The organism is Streptococcus vulneris (assembly GCF_019218685.1).
In the GTDB taxonomy this organism is placed as follows: domain Bacteria; phylum Bacillota; class Bacilli; order Lactobacillales; family Streptococcaceae; genus Streptococcus; species Streptococcus vulneris.
Genome location: NZ_JAHUZC010000003.1, coordinates 114,500 through 136,842, shown reverse-complemented (window position 1 = coordinate 136,842; position 22,343 = coordinate 114,500). Strand labels below are relative to the sequence as shown.

Annotated in this window: 23 protein-coding genes, 1 tRNA gene and 1 pseudogene; 11 read left to right on the top strand and 14 right to left on the bottom strand. The window is 40.9% G+C overall.

From position 1 onward, the window contains the following. The first annotated feature begins 144 nt into the window (after window positions 1–144). Together KUA57_RS03915 and KUA57_RS03910 are read left to right on the top strand one after the other, a co-directional pair. Window positions 145–1,434 (top strand): DUF308 domain-containing protein, encoded by a 1,290-nt coding sequence (locus KUA57_RS03915; RefSeq protein WP_218493656.1) that lies wholly within the window; start codon window positions 145–147, stop codon window positions 1,432–1,434. A gap of 9 nt (window positions 1,435–1,443) precedes the next feature. Further along, window positions 1,444–2,532 (top strand): AI-2E family transporter, encoded by a 1,089-nt coding sequence (locus KUA57_RS03910; RefSeq protein WP_049551477.1) that lies wholly within the window; start codon window positions 1,444–1,446, stop codon window positions 2,530–2,532. 262 nt (window positions 2,533–2,794) lie between these two features. Here KUA57_RS03910 and KUA57_RS03905 read toward each other — a convergent pair whose 3' ends face one another. From KUA57_RS03905 to KUA57_RS03895, 3 genes are all read right to left on the bottom strand, one after another. Then, window positions 2,795–3,310 carry a DUF308 domain-containing protein gene (locus tag KUA57_RS03905; RefSeq protein ID WP_218493655.1) on the bottom strand — a complete coding sequence of 172 codons (516 nt, stop codon included), beginning with the start codon at window positions 3,308–3,310 and terminating at the stop codon, window positions 2,795–2,797. Window positions 3,311–3,640: 330 nt separating this feature from the next. Then, a tRNA-Lys gene (locus KUA57_RS03900) sits at window positions 3,641–3,713 on the bottom strand. Between the two features lie 264 nt (window positions 3,714–3,977). Then, entirely contained in the window at window positions 3,978–5,249 is a 1,272-nt protein-coding gene (locus KUA57_RS03895; protein WP_218493654.1) for a replication-associated recombination protein A, read from the bottom strand. A gap of 115 nt (window positions 5,250–5,364) precedes the next feature. Between KUA57_RS03895 and KUA57_RS03890 the strand changes: the two genes are divergently transcribed. From KUA57_RS03890 to KUA57_RS03860, 7 genes and pseudogenes are all read left to right on the top strand, one after another. Continuing rightward, a complete protein-coding gene (locus tag KUA57_RS03890) occupies window positions 5,365–5,835 on the top strand; it encodes a DUF3013 family protein (RefSeq protein ID WP_000257127.1) in 471 nt (156 codons plus the stop codon). Between the two features lie 9 nt (window positions 5,836–5,844). Continuing rightward, window positions 5,845–6,273 (top strand): NUDIX hydrolase, encoded by a 429-nt coding sequence (locus KUA57_RS03885; protein ID WP_218493653.1) that lies wholly within the window; start codon window positions 5,845–5,847, stop codon window positions 6,271–6,273. A 137-nt stretch (window positions 6,274–6,410) separates the two neighbouring features. After that, window positions 6,411–7,361: a 50S ribosomal protein L11 methyltransferase gene (prmA, locus tag KUA57_RS03880; protein ID WP_045605872.1), complete on the top strand. Its 951-nt coding sequence runs from the start codon at window positions 6,411–6,413 to the stop codon at window positions 7,359–7,361. A gap of 1 nt (window position 7,362) precedes the next feature. After that, window positions 7,363–8,106 (top strand): 16S rRNA (uracil(1498)-N(3))-methyltransferase, encoded by a 744-nt coding sequence (locus KUA57_RS03875; protein ID WP_218493652.1) that lies wholly within the window; start codon window positions 7,363–7,365, stop codon window positions 8,104–8,106. Between the two features lie 10 nt (window positions 8,107–8,116). Next, window positions 8,117–9,913 carry an oligoendopeptidase F gene (gene pepF, locus KUA57_RS03870; protein ID WP_218493651.1) on the top strand — a complete coding sequence of 599 codons (1,797 nt, stop codon included), beginning with the start codon at window positions 8,117–8,119 and terminating at the stop codon, window positions 9,911–9,913. Window positions 9,914–12,464: 2,551 nt separating this feature from the next. After that, a pseudogene (locus KUA57_RS09715) lies at window positions 12,465–12,815 on the top strand (hypothetical protein); the annotation flags it as partial. Between the two features lie 219 nt (window positions 12,816–13,034). Further along, window positions 13,035–13,694, top strand: coding sequence for an MIP/aquaporin family protein (locus KUA57_RS03860; protein WP_049551721.1), 660 nt, complete (start codon window positions 13,035–13,037; stop codon window positions 13,692–13,694). Window positions 13,695–13,844: 150 nt separating this feature from the next. Here the strand turns inward: KUA57_RS03860 and queF are convergent, their stop codons facing one another. The 7 genes from queF to KUA57_RS03825 form a co-directional block, all read right to left on the bottom strand. Then, window positions 13,845–14,336 carry a preQ(1) synthase gene (gene queF, locus KUA57_RS03855; protein ID WP_000082587.1) on the bottom strand — a complete coding sequence of 164 codons (492 nt, stop codon included), beginning with the start codon at window positions 14,334–14,336 and terminating at the stop codon, window positions 13,845–13,847. A gap of 18 nt (window positions 14,337–14,354) precedes the next feature. Next, window positions 14,355–15,071: a 7-carboxy-7-deazaguanine synthase QueE gene (queE, locus tag KUA57_RS03850; RefSeq protein ID WP_000196475.1), complete on the bottom strand. Its 717-nt coding sequence runs from the start codon at window positions 15,069–15,071 to the stop codon at window positions 14,355–14,357. Beyond that, on the bottom strand, window positions 15,064–15,507 hold the full coding sequence (queD, locus tag KUA57_RS03845) for a 6-carboxytetrahydropterin synthase QueD (RefSeq protein ID WP_218493650.1): 444 nt from the start codon (window positions 15,505–15,507) through the stop codon (window positions 15,064–15,066). Before queD ends, queE begins: the two co-directional genes overlap by 8 nt. Further along, a complete protein-coding gene (gene queC, locus KUA57_RS03840) occupies window positions 15,507–16,160 on the bottom strand; it encodes a 7-cyano-7-deazaguanine synthase QueC (protein ID WP_218493649.1) in 654 nt (217 codons plus the stop codon). Before queC ends, queD begins: the two co-directional genes overlap by 1 nt. A gap of 201 nt (window positions 16,161–16,361) precedes the next feature. After that, window positions 16,362–16,676 carry a thioredoxin gene (trxA, locus tag KUA57_RS03835; RefSeq protein ID WP_001029581.1) on the bottom strand — a complete coding sequence of 105 codons (315 nt, stop codon included), beginning with the start codon at window positions 16,674–16,676 and terminating at the stop codon, window positions 16,362–16,364. 15 nt (window positions 16,677–16,691) lie between these two features. Continuing rightward, entirely contained in the window at window positions 16,692–16,913 is a 222-nt protein-coding gene (locus tag KUA57_RS03830) for a DUF4649 family protein (RefSeq protein ID WP_000570256.1), read from the bottom strand. 99 nt (window positions 16,914–17,012) lie between these two features. Further along, complete coding sequence (locus KUA57_RS03825) at window positions 17,013–17,393, bottom strand: MarR family winged helix-turn-helix transcriptional regulator (protein ID WP_218493648.1); 381 nt, start codon at window positions 17,391–17,393, stop codon at window positions 17,013–17,015. A 282-nt stretch (window positions 17,394–17,675) separates the two neighbouring features. Between KUA57_RS03825 and KUA57_RS03820 the strand changes: the two genes are divergently transcribed. Both KUA57_RS03820 and KUA57_RS03815 read left to right on the top strand, forming a co-directional pair. Then, window positions 17,676–18,050, top strand: a complete 375-nt coding sequence (locus KUA57_RS03820) for a CidA/LrgA family protein (RefSeq protein WP_000781325.1) — start codon at window positions 17,676–17,678, stop codon at window positions 18,048–18,050. After that, entirely contained in the window at window positions 18,047–18,742 is a 696-nt protein-coding gene (locus tag KUA57_RS03815; protein WP_218493647.1) for an LrgB family protein, read from the top strand. Before KUA57_RS03820 ends, KUA57_RS03815 begins: the two co-directional genes overlap by 4 nt. 51 nt (window positions 18,743–18,793) lie before the next feature. Here KUA57_RS03815 and gggC read toward each other — a convergent pair whose 3' ends face one another. From gggC to KUA57_RS03795, 4 genes are all read right to left on the bottom strand, one after another. Next, window positions 18,794–20,341, bottom strand: a complete 1,548-nt coding sequence (gene gggC / locus KUA57_RS03810; RefSeq protein WP_218493646.1) for a streptosactin export ABC transporter GggC — start codon at window positions 20,339–20,341, stop codon at window positions 18,794–18,796. Between the two features lie 138 nt (window positions 20,342–20,479). Beyond that, window positions 20,480–21,247, bottom strand: a complete 768-nt coding sequence (locus KUA57_RS03805; RefSeq protein WP_218493645.1) for a hypothetical protein — start codon at window positions 21,245–21,247, stop codon at window positions 20,480–20,482. 15 nt (window positions 21,248–21,262) lie between these two features. After that, a complete protein-coding gene (locus KUA57_RS03800; RefSeq protein ID WP_061864434.1) occupies window positions 21,263–21,958 on the bottom strand; it encodes an ABC transporter ATP-binding protein in 696 nt (231 codons plus the stop codon). A 4-nt stretch (window positions 21,959–21,962) separates the two neighbouring features. Beyond that, a complete protein-coding gene (locus KUA57_RS03795) occupies window positions 21,963–22,328 on the bottom strand; it encodes a GntR family transcriptional regulator (RefSeq protein ID WP_020901665.1) in 366 nt (121 codons plus the stop codon). Window positions 22,329–22,343 lie beyond the last annotated feature (15 nt).

The window sequence follows — 22,343 nt, the reverse complement described above, 5'->3', positions numbered from 1 at the left end:
TTAGAAGTGCATAAGACAAGATGGTGACATTACTACAGTCATTTCTAGTCACCATATGTTGCTGGCACAGGCTGTTTGTAGTGTTGGCTATTTACTAGTCAGTTTAATCGGAGTGTTTAATTTTTATTGTTGAAAGGTTTTTATATGGCGAAAATTCTATCTTTAGGTCTGACAGGTAAGAAATTACTTGCTCAGGGGTTCTTGTTTGTTCTGCTAGGTCTCATCTTGATGGTCACGGGGACTTGGTTGCCAGTAACAGTTATTCGCCTGGTTCTGTTTTTAGCTTGGATAGCAACGGTCGTAGATTTGCTATTAAGAGTTTTCAAAAAAAGCCAGTCAACGGATACCTTGGGAGTTGCACTGGTTAAATTGTTAGTGCTGGGATATTTGCTAGGTTCTAATCTTGCGACTGATATACCGATTTATATTTTGGCTCTTGTGATTGGAGTTTATCAGATTTTTCATGCTAGTATTAACCTTGTCACCTATGTTCTCTACCGCAAAAACAAAATTCGACCTCGTTTTCGTCTCTTACTAGATGGTATTCTACTAGTTTTTCTTGGTGGAGCTAGTCTTTTGTCCTCTACGGGAAATTCTGTCTTTCAACTCTTTGTTTTAGGGGCTTATTTTTTCCTTTATGGTCTGTCCAATATCCGTGACGGTTTCTTATTTGAAGGGGAAATTGGGAAAAACCATCTCAAACGTCGCATTAGAATTAGCTTACCTATTGTCCTAGCCGCTCTCATCCCTGCAAGAACTTTAGCAAAAGTTAACAAATTTATGCAGGAAAATGCTGATGAGAGAGAGGATATCCATCTTGGAATGGTGAAGTCTGGTAAGACAGCGGAGCTTGAAATTTTTGTTCATACAGCTGAGACCTCTCTGTTTTCGGCAATTGGTCATGTGGATATCTGCTATCAAGGCCGTGTTATTTCTTATGGCAACTATGATCCGTCTTCTGAGACCTTATTTGGCATGGTAGGAGATGGTGTCTTATATTTCTGTGATCGTGACAAGTACATTGACCTATGTAAACGTGAGAGTCAAAAAACGCTTTTTGGTTATGGGATAGATTTGACGCCTGAAATGGAAAAAGCAGTTCAGAAAAAGTTGGCTGAATTGAAACAACTGACGATTCCATGGGAGCCAAGTGCAGATAAAATCATGACAGGTGATGGTAAGGAAGACTACACCTACGCTTATAAAATCAGACATGAGACAGATGGGGAACTTTATAAATTTATCAAATCTAAGTTTAAATCCTACTTTGTCTTATCTACAAACTGTGTGCTCTTGGCTGATACCATAGTCGGTCAGGCTGGCACCGATATCCTCTCACCCAAAGGATTTATCGCTCCAGGAACTTACCAAGCCTACCTTAATCGAGAGTTTGAAAAACCAAATAGTATAGTCGTATCTAAACATGTTTATTAAGGAGAATTTATGAACTTAGTAAAAAAATACACCCCGTTAATACTTTTTATAGGGCTGGTTGCTCTTGTAATTCTGAATGCATCGAGCTTTATATCAGGAGCAATCTCTCTCTTTGATGTAATATCAACCTTGATTTATGGTGCTGTTATTGCTTTTGTGCTTAATGTTCCTATGAAAAAAATTGAACAGTACTTAGTTAAATTGAAGGTAAAGGCAGAGTTGCGTCGTCCGATTGCCATGGTACTTGTTTTCCTAGCTCTTATCTTAATCGTGATTGCTCTTTTGGTTTTGGTGCTGCCAACCCTAGCCCAGACTATTAGTCAGCTGGGAACAGTCCTTTCAACAGTCCTTACTCAACTTGGGAAATTGCTAGGCAGCTCGGAATTTGTAACCAAAGACATGTTGTCAACTATCGTATCAGGCATACAGGGACAATCTAGTTCTATTAGCCAAGCTTTGATAGGTTTTTTATCAGGTCTGACTAGTAATATCGGCAATATTTTTTCAAGTTTGATGAATGCCTTTTTGATTATAGTCTTCACCTTTTTATTTTTATCCAGTAAGGAACATTTGGCAGCGATGACGAGTCGACTTCTAAAAGTTTTTCTTCCAGAGAAGGTGGTGATAAAGTTGACTTACATTGGACAAGTAGCACTAGAGACTTATGACCAATTTTTGATGAGTCAGCTGATTGAAGCAGTTATCATAGGAGTTATGATAGCGGTTGGTTACAGCGTGTTTGGGATACCCTATGGAGTAATGACAGGTATCTTTGCAGGAGTGCTATCGTTCATTCCTTATGTAGGGCCTATGATTGCTTGTGTTGTGGGAGCGATTTTTATCTTCACAGTGAGTCCTACTCAAGCCTTACTTTCTCTTCTTCTATATCAAGTTATACAGCTGATTGAAGGAAACCTTATTTATCCTAGAGTTGTAGGTCAGTCTATTGGTTTGCCAGCTATTTTCACGCTTGCGGCTGCTAGTATTGGAGGCAATCTCTTTGGCTTACTTGGGATGATATTCTTTACACCGATATTTGCTGTTATCTATCGACTGGTTAAAGAATTTGTCGTTGCAAAGGAAAATCAGGTAGATTAAGAAAAACTAAATTTAATAAGATATACTGAGAAGAGAGTGAGAGATTCTCTTCTCTTTTATTTTTAAATACTTTTCTACAAAAAGCTATTAGACGTTAAAAAAAGCCTTGGTTTCAAGGCTTATTTCTGTTGATTTAGATGCCCCCTGCAGGGCTCGAACCTGCGCCCCATAGCTTAAGAGTCTAACTGAGCTAAGGAGGCAACAGAAAAAGCTGAGAATGTAACTTCCCAGCTTTTTTAATATGCCCAAAATGGCAACTAGATTATTTACGAAAGGCATCAAGGATATAGGTGAAACCAACAATTAAAAATGCAAAGGCAACGACATAAACGACAAAGACACTTGTAGCTACTGGATTGAACAAAATCACTAGACCTAGTAAAAATGCAAGCAACGCTATCCACATGATATGGTTGCCAATAATAGGGAAAATCAAACCCAGACGATTGCCTTTAAAGAAAGCTATAATGGCTTCTACAATTAACCAAATTCCTAAAATAGTTGGAATGACAACTGGTAGCGTCACAAAGCCATAGGCAACGAGGTAAAGAGCCAAGAGAAGATTAACAATCCCTTGGAAAAGATGAGCTGGTGAGCGAAGCTCTTTTGGTGCAGAGAAATAGCCTAAAATAGCTGCTATAGAAGAAACCAGTAAACCAAATGCAATCCACCAGCTGTAAACAACAAGATTAGCTACTGGGTTTGTAAATAGGAAAAGTCCTAAAAGGACAAAAACAACTCCTGCAAGGAATAGCAGTAAACGATTAGAAAATTTCATTTCAATACCCCCTATATAGTATAGTATAGTTTGATAATAAAAATATTATACACCTTTTTAGAGGAAATGTCAATAAAATAAATAAACAATTTGGAAGTTTCAGTTTTTATCATTTTGAAAATAAAAAGAGAAGATAAAATTTGTCTTCTCTACATGAAAATATTGTATGGCATCAAAGCAAAAGTAACTGGCTTTACACTATTTGTTAAGATGTAATTTGATTCAAAAAGAAAAGATAGATTTAAAATGTGGGACAAATGATGGGGTAAATCAGTTATAGACAAGCAAAAAAAGCCTTGATTTACAAGGCTTTTTCCTGTTGTATTTAGATGCCCCCTACAGGGATCGAACCTGTGACCCACGGATTAAGAGTCCGCTGCTCTGCCAGCTGAGCTAAGGAGGCAAAGAAAAAAGCTGTATTGGTGCCGAAACTTCACGGTTTGTATTGAACCCGCGCAATTAAGCAGGTGGGCAACTCGCTCTAACTGAAGCTGTTTCCGTGTGAGACGGCCTACATGCTGTTAGAAGACTTTTGTTTCCCTAATAATACAAAAAATAGTCGGTCAACACTTAAGTGTGAAGTCGTACACCACAGCGTTTCTATGTTTATATGATACCACTTTTTCAAAAAAAATCAAGAGGAAAGTGCAATTTTTTGAAAAGGATTTCAGATTTTTCGCAAACGGTCGATAGCTTCCTTTCTTTGAGCCAAAGCCCGTTCATATTTACCAGTATCTTTTGCTTGGAAATAGTGATGATTACGAATTTTTTCTGGTAGATAGTCTTGCTTGACCCAATTTCCAGGATAGTTGTGTGGATAGAGATAGTCTTGGGCATTCCCCAGTTCCTTGCTTCCGCTGTAGTGCCCATCACGCAGGTGTCGCGGAATAGGCAAGTGCCCTGATGTTTTGAGGTCGGCAAGAGCCTTGTCCATAGCCACATAGGCTGAGTTGGATTTTGGAGAAAGGGCCAAATCAATCACGACATTGGCAATGAGAATACGGGCTTCTGGGAAACCAATCTTCTGGGCAGCATCCAGAGCAGTCACGGTGTGAATCTGGGCTTCAGGATTGGCCAAACCGATATCTTCATAAGCGATAACAGTCAAACGACGAGCGAGACTTGGCAAATCACCAGCCTCAATCAAGCGGGCAGCATAGTGAAGACTGGCATCAACATCTGAGCCACGGATAGACTTTTGCAGGGCTGAGAGGACATCGTAGTGGCCATCTCCATCCTTATCCATAGTGATGTAGCTTCGCTGCAGGCTATTTTCCATGATGTCTAGAGTGATATGGCGGATGCCCTTGTCATTTTCGGGAGTAGAAAGAACAGCCAAGTCAAGTGAGTTGAAGGCAGAGCGAAGGTCTCCGTTTGTAGAGGTAGCAATGAAATCCAGCGCATCCTCATCTAGTTCTACTGGAAAATCAAAACCACGCTCAGGGTTACTTAGAGCTATCTGCAGGGCCTCTTTGACGTCTTGGTTAGACAGAGGTTCCAACTCAAAAATTTGAACACGGCTACGAATGGCAGGAGTGACAGAAAAGAAAGGATTTTCAGTTGTAGCCCCAATCATGATGACTAGTCCACTTTCCAAAAGAGGCAAGAGGAAATCTTGCTTGGTTTTATCTAGTCTATGAATCTCGTCTAGTAATAGGACGAGACCACCAGAGAATTTCGCCTCTTCCGCGATTTCTTGGAGTCTTTTTTTACTATCTACTGTCGCATTGAAAGTTCGAAAGGTATACTTGGTCGTCCCTGCGATGGCAGAGGCAATACTGGTCTTGCCGATTCCCGGAGGTCCATAAAGAATCATGGAGGACAGGCGGTTGGCTTCCACCATGCGGCGGATAATTTTTCCAGGTCCGACCAGATGCTCCTGACCGATGACCTGGTCAATAGTTTTAGGGCGCATGCGAAGCGCGAGATTATCTGGCATAGCAGTCCTTTCTAACGTGGATTTTCTGATGTATATGTGGTAAGATGGTAGTATCTATTTTAGCATATTTCCGAGCAATCGGGGCGATTAAAGAGTCGCATAGAAAGAGGACAAAATGGCAACATACGGATTTTTAGATGTTTTAGAGGAAGAGTTGGAGAAGAATTTTCCTTTTGACTTTGAGATTAGTTGGGATAAGCGCAACCACGCGGTTGAAGTGAGTTTTTTGTTAGAAGCGCAAAATGCTGCAGGCGTGGAGATGGTGGATGAAGACGGAGAGGTTTCATCAGAAGATATCCTCTTTGAAGAAGCAGTGCTTTTTTACAATCCTGCTAAATCAACAGTCAATGAGGAAGACTATTTGACTGTCATTCCTTACTTGCCTAAAAAAGGATTTTCCCGCGAATTCTTAGCTTATTTTGCGCTATTCCTTAAAGATACTGCCGAGGTTGGACTAGATGCCCTCATGGACTTTTTGGAAGACCCAGAAGCAGAAGAATTTGTCATGGAATGGAACCAAGAAGTCTTTGAAGAAGGAAAAGTAGGCTTGGAAGAGGGAGAGTTTTATCCATATCCGAGATACTAGGAGTTTGACATGGAAATAGAGATTTCTGATTTCACAGGCTGTAAGATTGCATTGTTTTGTGGGGATAAGCTCTTGACTATCTTACGCGATGATAAGGCAAGCATTCCCTGGCCCAATATGTGGGAACTGCCCGGTGGGGGACGCGAGGAGGATGAAAGTCCTTTTGAGTGCGTGGCGCGTGAAGTTTATGAAGAACTGGGAATTCATTTGACTGAGGATTGTCTGCTTTGGAGTAAGGTTTATCCAAGTATGCTTTTTGCGGATAAACAATCTGTATTTCTAGTCGGTCAGTTAACACAGAACCAGTTTGACAATATCACCTTTGGTGATGAAGGGCAGGGCTATCAGCTCATGAATGTCAAGGAATTTCTTAGCTCCAGTCAAGTTGTACCTCATTTGCAAGAGAGATTAAAAGATTATTTAAAAGTAAGTGATTAGAAAGGATGGTTCGGTTAAATTTCTAAACTGAACCCGCCCTAAACACTGTGCCAAAAAGATAAACTTCTCATAGACACAAGCGTCTTCAGAGAAGTTTCTATTTTGGCTTTGTGTTTTACGGGCTTGGTATCTTAAATATGGAAACATGGCAAGAGTTAAAAGTAACGGTTAAGCGTGAGGGAGAGGAGTTGGTTTCCAATCTCTTGATTGAGCTGGGAGCGCAAGGTGTTGCGATCGAAGATAGTATGGACTATGTGGGAAATGTTGACCGCTTCGGCGAGATTTTCCCAGAGGTTGAGCAGCAAGAAGAAATCGTAGTGACAGCCTACTACCCTGATACGGTTGATGTAGCAACGGTTGAGGCAGACTTGCAGGCCCGTCTCGCGGAACTAACTGATTTTATGGACTTGGGAGAGGTCAAGATGGGGACGACTGCCTTGGCTGAGGAAGACTGGGCAGACAACTGGAAGAAATACTATGAACCAGCTCGTATCACTCATGATTTGACCATCGTGCCGTCTTGGACGGACTATGAGGCGACTGCTGGGGAAAAGATTATCAAGCTGGATCCAGGTATGGCTTTTGGTACGGGGACCCATCCAACCACTAAGATGAGCCTCTTTGCCTTGGAGCAGGTTCTTCGTGGTGGGGAAACAGTGCTAGATGTGGGGACTGGTTCAGGGGTTCTCTCTATTGCCAGCTCGCTACTTGGTGCCAAGGAAATCTTTGCCTACGACCTGGATGATGTGGCAGTTCGTGTTGCTCAGGAAAATATTGAGCTCAACCCTGGTATGGAAAACATTCATGTAGCAGCAGGAGACTTGCTTAAGGGAGTTGAGATTGAGGCAGATGTGATTGTGGCTAATATCTTGGCGGATATCCTTATTCATTTGACGGATGATGCTTACCGCTTGGTCAAGGATGAAGGCTACCTCATCATGAGTGGCATTATCAAGGACAAGTGGGACATGGTGCGCGAGTCGGCTGAGTCAGCTGGATTTTTCCTCGAAACTCACATGGTTCAAGGGGAATGGAATGCCTGTGTCTTCAAGAAAACCAAGGATATTTCTGGTGTGATTGGAGGCTAGCATGCAGCAGTATTTTGTCAAAGGCAGTGCTATCTCTCCTGTCACCATCGAGGACAAGGAGACCAGCAAACATATGTTTCAAGTTATGCGCTTGAAAGAAGATGATGAGGTGACCTTAGTCTTTGATGATAGAATTAAGCGTTTGGCGCGTGTGCTGGATGTGGAAGCTCGTCAGTTTGAATTGGTAGAAGAACTAGATGACAATGTGGAACTGCCAGTCCAAGTGACCATTGCATCCGGCTTTCCCAAGGGGGACAAGCTGGAGTTTATCACTCAAAAAGTAACCGAACTGGGTGCCAGCCAAATCTGGGCCTTTCCTGCAGATTGGTCGGTCGCCAAATGGGATGGCAAAAAATTGGGTAAAAAGGTTGAAAAACTAGAAAAAATTGCCCTTGGAGCAGCAGAACAAAGCAAGCGAAATCGTGTCCCAAGTATCCAGCTTTTCGAGAAAAAATCAGACTTTCTAGCTCAACTTGACCAATTTGACCGAATCGTAGTGGCTTATGAAAAGTCGGCAAAAGAAGGAGAATCCGCTGCGCTTTTACAAGCAGTCGCTGGTCTTGAAAAAGGAGCAAAACTGCTCTTTATCTTTGGTCCAGAAGGTGGCCTGTCACCTGCAGAAATTGAGAGTTTCGAAACTAAGGGAGCAGTCTTAGCAGGACTTGGTCCTCGTATTTTGCGAGCAGAAACAGCACCACTTTACGCTTTATCAGCCCTTAGTGTTTTATTAGAATTAGAGAAATAAGAGGAAGAAAATGGAACAAAAACACCGTTCAGAATTTCCAGAAAAGGAACTCTGGGACTTAACAGCCCTATACCAAGACCGTGAGGATTTCTTGCGTGCAATCGAGAAAGCTCGCGAAGACATCAACCAATTTAGCCGTGACTACAAGGGTAATCTTCATACTTTTGAGGATTTTGAAAAGGCCTTTGGGGAATTGGAGCAAATCTACATCCAGATGAGCCATATTGGTAACTATGGTTTTATGCCTCAGACGACAGACTATAGCAATGACGAATTTGCTAATATTGCCCAAGCTGGGATGGAATTTGAAACAGACGCCAGCGTAGCCTTGACCTTCTTTGACGATGCTCTGGTGGCAGCAGAAGAGGAAGTCTTAGAACGTTTGGGTGAATTGCCTCACTTGACGGCAGCCATTCGTCAGGCCAAAATCAAAAAAGCCCATTACCTTGGGGCGGATGTGGAGAAGGCCTTGACCAATCTGGGTGAAGTTTTCTACAGTCCGCAGGATATTTACACTAAGATGCGAGCTGGGGATTTTGAAATGGCTGACTTTGAAGTCAATGGCAAAACCTACAAAAACAGCTTTGTCACCTATGAGAATTTCTACCAAAACCACGAGGATGCTGAAGTTCGTGAGAAATCCTTCCGTTCCTTCTCAGAGGGACTTCGTAAGCACCAAAATACGGCTGCGGCAGCCTATTTAGCCCAAGTCAAGTCTGAAAAACTATTGGCAGATATGAAGGGATATGATTCCGTTTTTGATTATCTTCTAGCCGAACAAGAAGTGGACCGTGCCATGTTTGACCGTCAGATTGACCTTATCATGAAGGATTTTGCCCCAGTTGCTCAGAGATACCTCAAGCATGTTGCCAAGGTCAATGGTCTTGAAAAGATGACTTTTGCAGACTGGAAATTGGACTTGGATAGCGCTCTTAATCCTCAAGTGACCATTGACGACGCCTATGATTTAGTCATGAAGTCAGTAGAACCTTTGGGACAAGAATATTGTCAGGAAGTTGCTCGCTATCAAGAAGAGCGCTGGGTGGACTTTGCTGCTAATAGTGGCAAGGATTCTGGCGGTTATGCGGCGGATCCATATCGTGTCCACCCTTATGTCCTTATGAGCTGGACAGGTCGTTTGAGCGATGTCTATACCTTGATTCATGAAATCGGTCATTCTGGTCAATTCATCTTTTCTGACAATCACCAAAGCTATTTCAACGCCCACATGTCTACCTACTATGTTGAAGCACCGTCAACCTTCAATGAACTGCTTTTAAGTGATTATTTGGAACACCAATCTGACGACCTACGTCAAAAACGCTTCGCTCTTGCCCATCGATTGACAGACACCTACTTCCATAACTTTATCACTCATCTCCTGGAAGCAGCCTTCCAGCGTAAGGTTTATACACTGATTGAAGAAGGAGAAACCTTCGGAGCAAGCAAACTCAATAGTATTATGAAGGAAGTATTGACGGATTTTTGGGGAGATGCCATTGAAATTGACGACGATGCGGCCTTGACTTGGATGCGCCAAGCTCACTACTACATGGGCTTGTATAGTTATACTTACTCAGCAGGCCTTGTGATTTCGACAGCTGGTTACCTCCATCTTAAAAACTCAGAAACCGGAGCTGAAGACTGGCTCAATCTCCTCAAATCAGGTGGTAGCAAGACACCACTTGAGTCAGCTATGATTATCGGTGCTGATATTTCAACAGACAAACCACTCCGTGATACCATCCAGTTCTTATCAGATACAGTTGACCAGATTATCTCCTACAGCGCCCAGTTGGGAGAGTAAGGGGAATAGAAAGGTTGTTCTAGAATGATGTTTATGAGTTTGTTAAGCGTCATTCTATTTAGCTTAACTATAGCTATTTTCAAAAATGTCGTTGAAGGTCGTGATGTTAAATTTGAACTTGCTATAGAACTAGTATTGATAGTTAATTACTTCATTTTCTATCAGATTGTATTTAATTGAGAGAGCAAGCTATAAAGAAAATTGAATCTATTTATGGCTAGAGAAGATTATTTGTAAAATATAAATAATATGATTTGTATAGATAAGGTAAATATTTTAAAGAAAGGGTGATTTTATGAAAAAGGAACAAGTGTTGATTGGTTTGGGCGTTGCAACTGCAATGGTAACTGCTTTTAATGGTCATGCACAAGCTGATGAGGTTGTAAATAAACATTCGACTAAGTCAACTGTTAACCAATCAGAAACTAAAAAGGATGCTGACGTTTCAGAATCTGATGTAAAAAATGCGGAAATAAAACTGAATCAAACAATTGAGGAAGAAAAAAATGCTCAGAAGCTTGTTGATAAAATGCAACAAGAGTATACATCTACTGTCACAAATAAGAACAAAGCTGATGATGCTTTGAAACAAGCACAAAAATTTGCTAAACAAGCTAGTCCTGAAAAAATTAAAAATGTAGAAAAGGATCTTGTAGCCAAACAAGTAACTGTCAAGAAAACTGAAGATAGGTTGGCAGGGGCAAAACAAGATGAGAAACAAGCCCAAGCAAGTGTTGAAAAACAAGAAACAGTTGTTAATAAGGCAAAAACTCAAGTTGCTCAGAGAGCAGTTGATGTAAAAAAAGCACAAAATAAAGTAACAGAAGCAGAGAAAGCTTTTGATTGGAATACACTACGCGAGATTCAACAAGCAACTGAGAAATTGGATGCGAAAGTGAAAGCCAACCAAAATAAAGTAAGTTCTTTAGCGAGTTCAGTATCAAAAACAGAGCAAGAACGAAAAGCGCTTATAGAAAGAGGAAATAAGACACGTTCTACTCTTGAAAAGAATTTAAAATCTGCTGGGGATGAGTTCCATACAGTAACGGTTTCTCATGAGATTAAATCAAATTCTGTTAGTGAAAGTGAGTCTAAGACTCCTCCACTTGATGAAAAAACTTTCGTAGGAAGAGATGGTAAGACCAATTATGTTGCTGCGAACGAAGATGTGAATTTTAGTGGTGAAAGAACAGAAACAATTGTTGTAAAATCTAAGGATGATATCCATACTCCTCATGTGGTTGATTATAAGAAAGTTTCTGAATACGTTCGTAACTACTTAATCGAGTTGCGGAGAATAAATGGCATTGATATTCCAGTGCCACCTGTGACTGAAAAGGCTTTGAAATATGGAAAAGCTAGGGCAGATGAAATGGTGGCAAATGATAAACTGTCACATGATACAAAACTAAAAAATCAAGATTTTGGTTTTAAGGATGCAACAGAAAATGCTACAGCTGGTTCAGTTCCAGAAAAGAGTCGATTGAGTGAAAAAGAACTTGCTTATAAAGAGCTTCTATCTTACTTTAATGATTATAGTAATGCATCATTATATGGCGCATCAACTCCGAAAGAAGCAAATACTTTTAACTATGGCCATAGAATTCCCTTGCTTGCTGCATCAGGGACTGGATTTGCTCTTGGAGCATCGTCAAGTAAAAAAACAACTTTTGGAAATTATGGTGTAATGACTTTCATTAGTGAAGCAAAAGGTGTTTATGATACATTACCAACAGTGATTAGCCCATCTGAAAAAAGAAGCTATGTTTATAACGGTAAGACCTATTATTATAATCCAAGCAGTTCATATTTTTTAGCAAGAGCAGAAAATAAAGATGGTGATCCAGACCATAGTGAATTTTATTTTAATGGCAAACGTGTAAAATTCTTACCGAAGACAACTTTCCGTTATGTTTGGAATGAAATCACATATCCTAAAAATCCAGCTTATACAAAAGCTAAAGAGGCTCTGGATAGTTTCAATCGAAAACAAAAAAACGAAGAAACTTTAATGAGGGATAAAATTTCATCACTAAACAAAAATCTTACAATTGCTAAAACAACATTGAATACAGATCAAAAAAATCTGGATAAAACTAAAAAACGTCTTGCAGACTTAACAAAACAAAATCAGTCTAAGTTAAACGTTTTAAAATCTGCTCAATCTGAGTTGAGTAAACAACAAACTGCGTTAAATATTGCTAAATCTGAACTTTCGAAGCAAGAATCTCAATTAAATCGATTGAAAGCAATCAAAAATAATAAATCTCATGCTAGTAAGAATGCGGAACAGTCATTAGTCAATGCTAAAAATGATTTGTTGAAGGCGAAACAACATGTCCTTGCTCTCAAAAATGCTCCAAGAAAACTCGAGGAAGCTAAAAAAAGTTTGATGATCGCTAAACAGAAGCTTGAGGAATTTAAAAAAGCACTTGAAAATGCAAATGCTAAACTAAAAAATGCAAAAGTTAAAAAGGAAAATGCTAAGAAAGAATACATCAAAGTATCTGAAGCATTAAAAGTAAGACTTGCTTCCAAAGGAAGTTGGATTCAATCATCTGGTCGTTGGTGGTATAGACATAACAATGGTTCCTATACATCCAATGGATGGGAACTAATTAATGGAAAATGGTATCATTTTGATCGCTCGGGCTGGATGCAGACTGGATGGGTTCAATCAGGTAGTTCGTGGTATTATCTCAGTGGTTCAGGGGATATGCAAACAGGATGGGTCAAATCAAGTGGCTCATGGTACTATTTGAATAACTCAGGCTCTATGCAAACAGGATGGTTCGCTGTTTCAGGGAAATGGTATTATGCTTACAGTTCTGGTGCTTTAGCAGTCAATACAACTACACCTGATGGATATCATGTCAATTACAATGGGGAATGGATTAAATAGAGAGTTCTGTGCTTTTTAAAAAGATTAATATAAACTCCTATTTTATTCAGTATAGTATAACCATCAAATATAGAGATTTACAACTAATTGCAATACATTAAAAATATACAATTTTTGAAAACAGTATTGCAACTGATACGAAATTTCCAATCAATTTTCTTGAAACCCTTTCCCTCTTTTGATAGACTAGTATCTAGTTTTGAAAAAAGGAGAAAGAGAATGAAAAAATTTGTCGCTGAGTTAATCGGTACGTTCATGCTTGTGTTCATTGGGACAGGAGCCGTTGTTTTTGGAAATGGCCTTGGTCACCTAGGGATTGCCTTTGCCTTTGGTCTGGCAATCGTGGTTGCAGCTTTCTCAATCGGAACTGTTTCAGGGGCTCACTTGAACCCAGCTGTTTCGATTGCTATGTTTGTAAACAAACGCTTGTCATCAAAAGACCTTGTCAACTACATCCTTGGACAAGTTGTTGGAGCCTTCATCGCTTCTGGCGCGGTATTCTTCCTCTTGGCTAACTCAGGTATGTCAACTGATAGTCTTGGTGAAAATGCCTTGGCAAACGGTGTCACTGTCTTTGGTGGTTTCTTGTTTGAAGTAATCGCAACTTTCTTGTTTGTCTTGGTTATCATGACTGTGACATCAGCAAGCAAGGGCAATGGTGCGATTGCTGGTTTGGTAATCGGTTTGTCCTTGATGGCGATGATTCTTGTGGGATTGAACATTACTGGACTTTCAGTAAACCCAGCTCGTAGCTTGGCACCAGCTGTCTTGGTAGGTGGCGCAGCCCTTCAACAAGTTTGGATTTTCATCCTTGCCCCAATCGTTGGTGGAGTTCTTGCAGCCCTTGTTGCGAAAAACTTCCTTGGAACAGAAGAATAATTGAAACTCAAAAAGCCTTGCTCCTCATGATGAGGAACAGGGCTTTTTCGTATCTGTTTATATTCAATGAAAATCAAAGAGCAAACTAGGAAACTAGCCGCAGGCTATACTTGAGTACAGCAAAGCGATGTTGACGTGGTTTAAAGAGTATTAACGGTTGTCAATTTTTTCTGGATAGAGATCGTGTTGGAAGAGGCGTTGTTCTGCCAAGCCTTCATATTTAGTTCCTGGCTTACCGTAGTTGTAGTAGGGGTCGATTGAAATGCCACCGCGAGGAGTGAATTTTCCCCAAACCTCCAAATAGCGAGGGTCTAGCAAGTTGACCAAGTCTTTCCCAATGGTGTTGATACAGTTTTCGTGGAAATCTCCGTGGTTTCGGTAGCTAAAGAGGTAGAGTTTGAGGGATTTTGACTCGACACAGAGCTTGTCAGGGATGTAGGAAATATAGATAGTTGCAAAGTCTGGCTGAGCAGTGATTGGGCAAAGTGAGGTGAATTCAGGACAGTTAAATTTGATAAAATAGTCATTTTCCACATGACGATTGTCAAAGGATTCCAGGACTTCTGGTTGATATTCGAAAATGTAGTTGGTTTCTTTGTTGCCGAGGAGGCTTAGGTTTTTCATTTCTTCTTGTTGTGACATGATTTTTTCTTTCTAATTTTAAACACCACGTTGGTTATCGTAGAGGAGTGTATGGAGTTGAGGAAGGACGCGGACATTGCCCCAGCTATCGTCAGCAGCAACGCGTTCCCAGAGTTCTTTGAGGCGGTCCAGTTGATCTTGGACAATATTGCCTGTAGCCTTGGGCTCAGGATTTCCTGCTGATAAGAAGAGAACATCTGGTTGGTAGCGTTCTTGAATTCCTTTGGCAAAGGCCAAATCGGCATCGTCAAAGACAGGGATTTTAAAGGTGACCTTGTCTGGATCCAATTGGGAAACGATAAAGTCCAAGGTCTCAAAGTTGACTTCCATTTTGGATGAAGGAGGTTTGGGGCTCAGAGTGACTTGGTCGATATCTTTTAACCAATTTTGCCAGCGAGAGCCTTGGGTCTCAACAGCAAGGGTGACACCACGTTCCTTGAGCTTGGTGACCAGTTCAGCCATGTTGGCTGCTAGGATAGCAGGATTTCCGCCAGACAAGGTAACGTAGTCGTAGCTCCCCAATTTATCTAACTCAGCAATGACCTCGTCAGCTGTCATGCGAGTTGGTTTTTCAGAACCATCCCAAGTAAAGGCAGAATCGCACCAGTCGCAGTGGTAGTCACAACCAGCAGTGCGGACAAACATGGTTTTCTGACCAATTGCACGACCTTCACCTTGAAAAGTTGGGCCGAAAATTTCCAGAACTGGTAGTTTGAGGACACGTTCCCTAGTCATCTAACCACTCCCGTCTAAACTCTGCAAAGGCAGTCGGAGTTTCATAGAGGCGAACGTATTCCAAACGGAGACCACGTTCGTCTGGCAACTCTTGACTCATGGTTTGGAAAATCCAGTAAACCATATTTTCAGCAGTCGTGTTCATATAGGGAAGAGTTTCGTTTAGATAGCGATGATCCAAGTGGGGCTCTAAGTAGTTCTTGTAGATCGCTTTGATGTCTCCAAAATCGTAGGTCATACCACGTTCATCTAAAAATCCACTGACAGCAATCTGCAAATGATAGGTGTGACCATGAAGGGATTTGCATTTTCCATCATAGTGAAAGAGGTGGTGGGCAGCATCGAAAGTAAACTCTTTTGATACCAAGGTTCTGTGAGGATTGTAGACAAGAGACTCCCCGGTTTCCTGTTTGATTTCTTTGGGTGCAAAAAACATTAGTCCTCTCCTTTCTGTGAGAGATAAACATCTAAACCATGTTGACGTAGGTGGCAGGCTGGGCAATCTCCACAGCCACTTCCGATAATCCCGTTGTAGCAGGTTAAGGTCTTTTCACGAACATAGTCAAAGGCACCGAGTTGGTCGGATAATTCCCAAGTTTCAGCCTTATCTAGCCACATGAGAGGTGTTTGGATAACAAAGTCGTAATCCATGGCAAGGTTGAGGGTAACATTAAGGGATTTGACAAAGACATCTCGACAATCGGGGTAGCCTGAGAAGTCTGTCTCGCAGACACCTGTCACGATATCTTTAATGCCTCGTTGCTTAGCAAGAACTGCCGCAAAGGATAGAAAGAGGTGGTTGCGACCGTCAACAAAAGTATTGGGAACCTCTCCCTCTTTTTGCTCAATCTCTAGATCAGAAGTCAAGGCGTTTTCAGTGATTTGCCCCAGCAGAGACATATCTAGGATATGATGACGAATCCCCTGTTCCTTGGCGATTTCTCTAGCAACTTGAATTTCGAGATGATGGCGTTGGCCGTAGGCAAAGGTAACGGCTTCAACGGTTTCATAGTGTTCTTTAGCCCAAAAGAGGCAGGTTGTAGAATCTTGACCGCCACTAAAGACGACCAAGGCTGATTGACGTTTCATAGTACTCCTTCCAAAATGGGGAATGTTCAGAGCACGCAAAAAGCTCCCTTGAGGGAGCTAAAAAATACCAAGTAGAGGTTTTTTTTAGCGATGGCATGTCCCAAACATCGTAATATTCTATCTACAGTCTAGCATATTTTTTGAAAAATGGCAAAGGGCAAGAAAAAAGAGACCAAAGAAAGTACTTGGTCTCTCGTTTGATTAGCTCAATTCAGCAACGATGGCCTTGATTTGTTCTGCTGTGTGAACACCAGCAACTTGTTTCACAACTTGGCCGTCTTTTTTGAAGAGAAGAGTTGGGATAGACATGATTCCAAAAGCACGAGCTGTGTTTGGATTTTCATCAACGTCCATTTTAACGATTTTCAAGACATCTTCTGAAAGTTCTTCAGACAATTTGTCCAAGATTGGACCTTGCATACGACATGGACCACACCAAGTTGCCCAGAAGTCTACCAAGACCAAACCGTCTTTTGTTTCTTGTTCGAATGTTGCATCTGTAATTGCTTTTGCCATTGTATTTCTCCTTTTTTAGTTATATTGGCTTAAATCTTGTTTCATGAGATAGAAGAAGACATCTCCATAAGTCCCATGGTAGTCCAAATCATGACCGTTGTAAGTTAATTTTTGGACAGGGTAGTAGTCTGCGACGCCGATAAGGCAAGCTTGTTGTGAACGATCAAAGTCTTCATAAGATTCGAAAGTTACAGTTCTTTCGTTCTTGCTGGCATCTAGATAGGTAATTTCAATCATTTTAAAAACTCCTTTGTTTAATGATGACTTTATTTTACTCCTTGTAAAAGAGAATGTCAAGAAAAATGATTGCGCACGCAACTTTTTTCTAAAATCATCTTAAATCAAGAAATCTAAACCAGTTTCCAAGCTTGCTTCGACAGCCTTTTGTAGAGAGGCCAGTGTCTTTTGCCCATCACTTGTCAGGCAGATAAAGCTAGAGCGTCTATCTTGAACACAACACCTGCGACTAAGTAGACCGCAATTTTTGGCTTCCAAGCGAGCCACCATCCGAGAAACAGCGCTCGGGCTCAGATGAAGTTTATCTGGCAGGTCAATCTGGCGTAGAGATTTTTCTTGAGCCAAGTCCAGATAGTAGAGCAGGTAGAACTCTTTCAAGGTCAGACTTTGCTCGCTCTGCTGGGCAATAGTCTCTTCCAAGTGACTTTCAATTTCTTTCTGACGACGATTGAAGTCAAACCATTTTTCCAAATGGGTCATAGTATCTCCTTTCTTTTTAGAGTTGTAAATAGAAGAAAGTCCATTCACGGACAATCTCTGCATCATAAGATGATTGCGCATGCAATAATTATACTACTTTTCAAGAAAGCTGGCAAGAAGGACGCTGGCATCTCTTATCCTAAATCATGCCTGTTTTCACAAGTCAAGAATTGTTTGTATCCCCTTTCCTCTCTAATTTTTAATGACTCTTGTGCATTTCCTTGAAATTTTCTGAAAAAAGAGTAAACTGGTAAGCAAGAAGTCTATTTCGTGGAGTTTAGGATGAAATTATATGTTCAATTAATGATTCTCTTTGTGATTTCTCTAATCGGAGAGGGGATCTCTAGTTTCTTTCATTTGCCCATACCCGGCAGTATTATCGGTTTGATTATTCTTTTTCTAGCCCTACAATTCAAGTGGTTGAGAACCAGGCATGTCAACATGGTGGGGAATTTCTTGCTGGCCAATATGACCATTCTCTTTTTGCCGCCAGCAGTGGGAATCATGGAAAAGTTTGATGTGATTGCTCCCTATCTTTTGCCAATTGTTTTGATTGTCTTTTTTGCAGCAGTCATCAATATTATCCTCATAGCCTTGGTAGTTCAGTTTATCAAACGACGGTTTGAGGGAGATTATGAGAAAGGAGATGCCAAATGAGTGAATTTGTTTCCAATCCCCTATTTGGGCTGGCCCTGTCTATCTTAGACTATCTAGTGGGAATGCTGATTTACAGACGTTTTCCCCATCCATTGACAACGCCCTTGCTTTTGTCAGCTGTTTTCATTATCATCTTTCTAAAGGTGACAGGTATTTCTTACCAAGATTACTACCAAGGTGGTGTCTATCTGAACAACTTGATTGTCCCATCGACCGTGGCTCTAGGGATTCCGCTTTATAAGAGTTTTCACCTGATGAAGCACCATGCTCGGAGTATTCTCTTTGGTAGTCTGTTAGCAGTAGTGGTCAATACCTCTTTCACAGCCCTTGTGGCTAAGATTTTTGGCATGGACTTTTTCCTAGCCATTTCTCTCTTTCCCAAGTCAGTGACAACCGCCATGGCAGTGGGAATCACAGAAAAATTGCAAGGTTTGACGACTGTGACCTTGGTCGTTGTAGTCGCAACTGGTATTTTAACCAGTGTGATCGGACCAACCCTTTTGAAGTGGTTGAAAATTGACGACCCAGTAGCTGTTGGTCTTTCCCTTGGAGGAACAGGCCATGCAGTCGGAACAGGGACAGCCTTTCGATATGGCTCTGTAGCAGGAGCCATGGGTGGTTTGGCTATCGGTGTTACCGGTATTCTCTATGTCTTTGTCAGCCCTATCGTAGCCAGTTTGATATTGAGTTAAAAAGCAAGGAATTAGGGTTCCTTGCTTTTTCAAATCGTATGTTATAGACTATTACTTTTCTTTGCTTAAGTGAATGACTTGGTCATAGTGTTTTAAGTCTTCTTCCGTGTAGTGATGAATGACTTCAATGACTGTTTGAGGTAGGGAGAAGAGCAAGTTGCTAATTTTTCTGCTATTTTCCGAGTCAAGATTGGCCTTAATCTCATCTGCTAAGATGAGTTGGCTATCATGGTAGAGGGCGCGAGCGATTTCTAGGCGTTGTTTCTCGCCACCAGACAGACTATCATTTCTGAGCGTTCGATTTTTCAAATGTTCTAATCCTGTTTTTTGGAGGATATGATTTAAAGTCTCTTTATTTTTATTCAATCCCAGAAGGATATTGTCTTCCAGAGATAGCGTGTCAAAGTAATGGCTATCTTGGAGAATATAGGAACTAATACTTGTGATTTCTTGACGTGACAGGTTCTGACCAGCAAAGCTAACCTGTCCACTTGTCGGTGTCTCTTCTCCATGAATGATATTGAGCAGGGTTGTCTTACCAGAGCCACTTTCCCCGATAATGGCAATTTTTTCTCCTTGTTTGATGTGCATGGAAGTCGGAGACAGGAGGCTATTTCCATCTTTTTCAAGGGAGATGGTATCAAGTTGGATAGGGAAAATGTTTTCTATGCTTCTAGGCGAGATGAAGTTAGACTGGCCCAAAAGTTTTTGGTATTTATTGAGAAGAGTTCGATTCGCTTTTCGGGTGTTGGTAAAGTAAGCCAACTCTTGGAATTGATAGTCGATATTATGGGAAACTAGATAGATGGCCACAAAACTCGCCGCATCTAAATAATTATAGTAGGTCATAAAGCCACCGATGACGATTGGTGTGACAGAACAAAAGGCATCGATGCTATTGATCAAGAGACTGTTTAAAGTTCGTTGCTTTTCATAGTTAATTTCGGTATCTAGACTGGTTTGTAATTGCTTTTGATAGCGAGCAAAAAAGTAGTCTTGCCCCTGATAATGGCGAATTTGTTGGCTACCACCAATAAAATTTGTCAAGCTTGCTAAGTAGCTCTGGTTAACAGTGGACCGCTTTTCAGAAAGTGAATCCAAACGCTTTGATCCGATAGCACTGCAGAGGACAGGAAAGGAGTAGAAGAGGATGAAAATCAAGCCCAAGTAAAAATTGGTCCATAGGGCATAGAGAATGGACACAGTTGTGAAGCCAAGAGAAGAAATGATGATGACCGTTGGCTCAATATAGTTTTCTTCTAGTTGCTTGACGTCGTTTTCTAGGTCAGACAAAATATCCTTTTCATCAATCTCATAACTGTTTAAAAATCGCTTGAAAATAGCACTCTTGATTCCATATTTGAAGTCAGTAATCAAACGAGCGTAGTAATAGCGTTTCCCAGCCAAACCTAGTAAGAGAGTGAGATTACCAAGTATTCCTAGAATTAATACTTTCCAAAGAAGGCCTAGTTCTTGATTGGTAAAACTAGCAACAATATTTTGAACAAGGGCTGGTGTGATAATCGCTTCCAGCCAAGTAATGGCAATAGAAAAGAAGTAAAGTACGAGGTGCTTCTTAGTAACAAATCTTTTCAGCATAAAGAGTTGACCTCCTTATAGATATACATGTAATCAGTTTTAAAGTCATTATACTCCTTTTTATTAAATACTTCATATAAAAATGTAAATCTTGAGGTCGAAAAAAGCCTAGCGAGTTATTGTCGCTAGACTCTAAGATTATTGCAAATTAACCTTATTTTTCAAGATGTAGTAGGTTCCGAGGTAAAAAATAGCTATGAAAATGAGTTCTTCAACAATGCCTACGCTTGCTCCCATATAGAAATTATCATTGAATCCTGCAAGTGAATTGACATAGAAGTTAGTACTGGTATTGAAGAAGACTTCTACAAATCCAATGACGATTTGGATACCGATATAAGCTACAATGGCTAGTGCGGTACGGTATTCATTGAAAAGTTGTCCGATGGAAATAGCCAAGTAGATGCAGAGGATTCCTGAAATGGTATTTAGTAGGAAGGATACCCCCATAAGAGAGAGTTGAGGAAGGAATGTTCCTACAAGTGGAATCAACTCAGAATTTGATATCCATTCTGGAACCGTTATGGTAACAATAATAAAAGCGCTTAGAGCTAGTACAGTGGAGCTAAGGATAGACCAAATGAAGGCTCCAACTAATTTGGCTGTGATGATATGGTGTTCAGAAACTGGCAAGGTCAAAGTCAGATAGCCTTGTCGGTCATAGACACTACCTTTGAATCGTTTAATAATCAAGAAAATGGTTGAAATCCCAAGTGTAATCATCAATCCACCAAAGACGAGAGCCAGAAAGAAAAGTAAGACAGGTTGGCTATCTTTGAAAGATACATAATTATAGTAGTGTCCTTGCATTCCTATGAGGACGGAAAGAACTAGCACGGCGGCGTAAAGAGCTAAATACCACTTGTTAACATTTTTAAATTCGTAGCGAACTAAATTCCAAAACATAATAATCTCCTTTGCTTAGGCCTTAAATTCCTGACGGAAGAGCTGGTCAATGGATTCACCAGACTCATAGCGAATATCATCTACATTTCCTTGACGGACGACTTTTCCGTCCTTTAGGAAGACAATTTCATCCAAGATTGGCTCGATATCAGAAATCAAGTGGGTAGAAATCAAAACGCTAGAAGTTGGGGAATAGTTATTGATAATGGTATTGAGGATGTAATCACGGGCTGCTGGATCCACACCACCAATTGGTTCGTCTAAAACGTAGAGGCGGGCGTCACGGCTCATAACCAAAATCAGTTGGACCTTTTCCTTATTTCCTTTTGATAGTTTCTTGAGACGACTATTTTCATCAATGCCGAGGTCTGCAAGTAGATGATGGGCGCGTTCCAGATTGAAATCTTTATAGAAGGTCTTGAAGTAGGTTAGGGCTTCTTTGACCTTCATTTGTTCATTGAGATAGGTCGTATCCGGCAAATAAGCTACGATAGCTTTGGTTGCTGGGCTTGGATCCATGTCGTTGATGAGGACGCGTCCTTGGTCTGGTTGTAAGAGCCCATTGATTAGTTTGATCAAGGTTGTTTTTCCTGAGCCGTTTGGGCCAAGGAGACCGACAATTTTTCCAGCGGGGATGTCAAGAGAAACATTTTCAAGGGCTGGGGTTGCTCCATAAGATTTGGATACATTTTCAAATGCTAGTAATGACATAGGCTTAAACTCCTTTAATATAATCGCCGACTACGCCTGGTAGTTCTTCTTTTTCATAGCCAAAATGGGTCATGGAGGAAACGAAGTGTTCCAATTCTTCTTCTGATAGTTGTTTACGCGATTGGGTGATCAGCTCCTTATCCTCGGTCACAAATCGTCCAGTTGTGCGCTTGCTGTAGACAAATCCTTCTCGTTCAAGGTCTGACAAGGCTCTTTGGATGGTGTTGGGATTGACACCTGCCTCGCTAGCTAGCTCTCTCACGGTTGGAAGTTGTTGATTGGGTTCCAGTGTATGGGAAACAATCTGAAGCTTGATTTTTTCCATAATCTGTAAATAAATGGGTTTTTTATTGTCGAATGTCCAGGACATCTTGTTCTCCTTTCA

Coding starts and splice junctions, on each gene's coding strand:
- KUA57_RS03915 (WP_218493656.1), top strand. CDS start 145: ATGGCGAAAATTCTATCTTTAGGTCTGACAGGTAAGAAATTACTTGCT.
- KUA57_RS03910 (WP_049551477.1), top strand. CDS start 1,444: ATGAACTTAGTAAAAAAATACACCCCGTTAATACTTTTTATAGGGCTG.
- KUA57_RS03905 (WP_218493655.1), bottom strand. CDS start 3,310: ATGAAATTTTCTAATCGTTTACTGCTATTCCTTGCAGGAGTTGTTTTT.
- KUA57_RS03895 (WP_218493654.1), bottom strand. CDS start 5,249: ATGCCAGATAATCTCGCGCTTCGCATGCGCCCTAAAACTATTGACCAG.
- KUA57_RS03890 (WP_000257127.1), top strand. CDS start 5,365: ATGGCAACATACGGATTTTTAGATGTTTTAGAGGAAGAGTTGGAGAAG.
- KUA57_RS03885 (WP_218493653.1), top strand. CDS start 5,845: ATGGAAATAGAGATTTCTGATTTCACAGGCTGTAAGATTGCATTGTTT.
- prmA (WP_045605872.1), top strand. CDS start 6,411: ATGGAAACATGGCAAGAGTTAAAAGTAACGGTTAAGCGTGAGGGAGAG.
- KUA57_RS03875 (WP_218493652.1), top strand. CDS start 7,363: ATGCAGCAGTATTTTGTCAAAGGCAGTGCTATCTCTCCTGTCACCATC.
- pepF (WP_218493651.1), top strand. CDS start 8,117: ATGGAACAAAAACACCGTTCAGAATTTCCAGAAAAGGAACTCTGGGAC.
- KUA57_RS03860 (WP_049551721.1), top strand. CDS start 13,035: ATGAAAAAATTTGTCGCTGAGTTAATCGGTACGTTCATGCTTGTGTTC.
- queF (WP_000082587.1), bottom strand. CDS start 14,336: ATGTCACAACAAGAAGAAATGAAAAACCTAAGCCTCCTCGGCAACAAA.
- queE (WP_000196475.1), bottom strand. CDS start 15,071: ATGACTAGGGAACGTGTCCTCAAACTACCAGTTCTGGAAATTTTCGGC.
- queD (WP_218493650.1), bottom strand. CDS start 15,507: ATGTTTTTTGCACCCAAAGAAATCAAACAGGAAACCGGGGAGTCTCTT.
- queC (WP_218493649.1), bottom strand. CDS start 16,160: ATGAAACGTCAATCAGCCTTGGTCGTCTTTAGTGGCGGTCAAGATTCT.
- trxA (WP_001029581.1), bottom strand. CDS start 16,676: ATGGCAAAAGCAATTACAGATGCAACATTCGAACAAGAAACAAAAGAC.
- KUA57_RS03830 (WP_000570256.1), bottom strand. CDS start 16,913: ATGATTGAAATTACCTATCTAGATGCCAGCAAGAACGAAAGAACTGTA.
- KUA57_RS03825 (WP_218493648.1), bottom strand. CDS start 17,393: ATGACCCATTTGGAAAAATGGTTTGACTTCAATCGTCGTCAGAAAGAA.
- KUA57_RS03820 (WP_000781325.1), top strand. CDS start 17,676: ATGAAATTATATGTTCAATTAATGATTCTCTTTGTGATTTCTCTAATC.
- KUA57_RS03815 (WP_218493647.1), top strand. CDS start 18,047: ATGAGTGAATTTGTTTCCAATCCCCTATTTGGGCTGGCCCTGTCTATC.
- gggC (WP_218493646.1), bottom strand. CDS start 20,341: ATGCTGAAAAGATTTGTTACTAAGAAGCACCTCGTACTTTACTTCTTT.
- KUA57_RS03805 (WP_218493645.1), bottom strand. CDS start 21,247: ATGTTTTGGAATTTAGTTCGCTACGAATTTAAAAATGTTAACAAGTGG.
- KUA57_RS03800 (WP_061864434.1), bottom strand. CDS start 21,958: ATGTCATTACTAGCATTTGAAAATGTATCCAAATCTTATGGAGCAACC.
- KUA57_RS03795 (WP_020901665.1), bottom strand. CDS start 22,328: ATGTCCTGGACATTCGACAATAAAAAACCCATTTATTTACAGATTATG.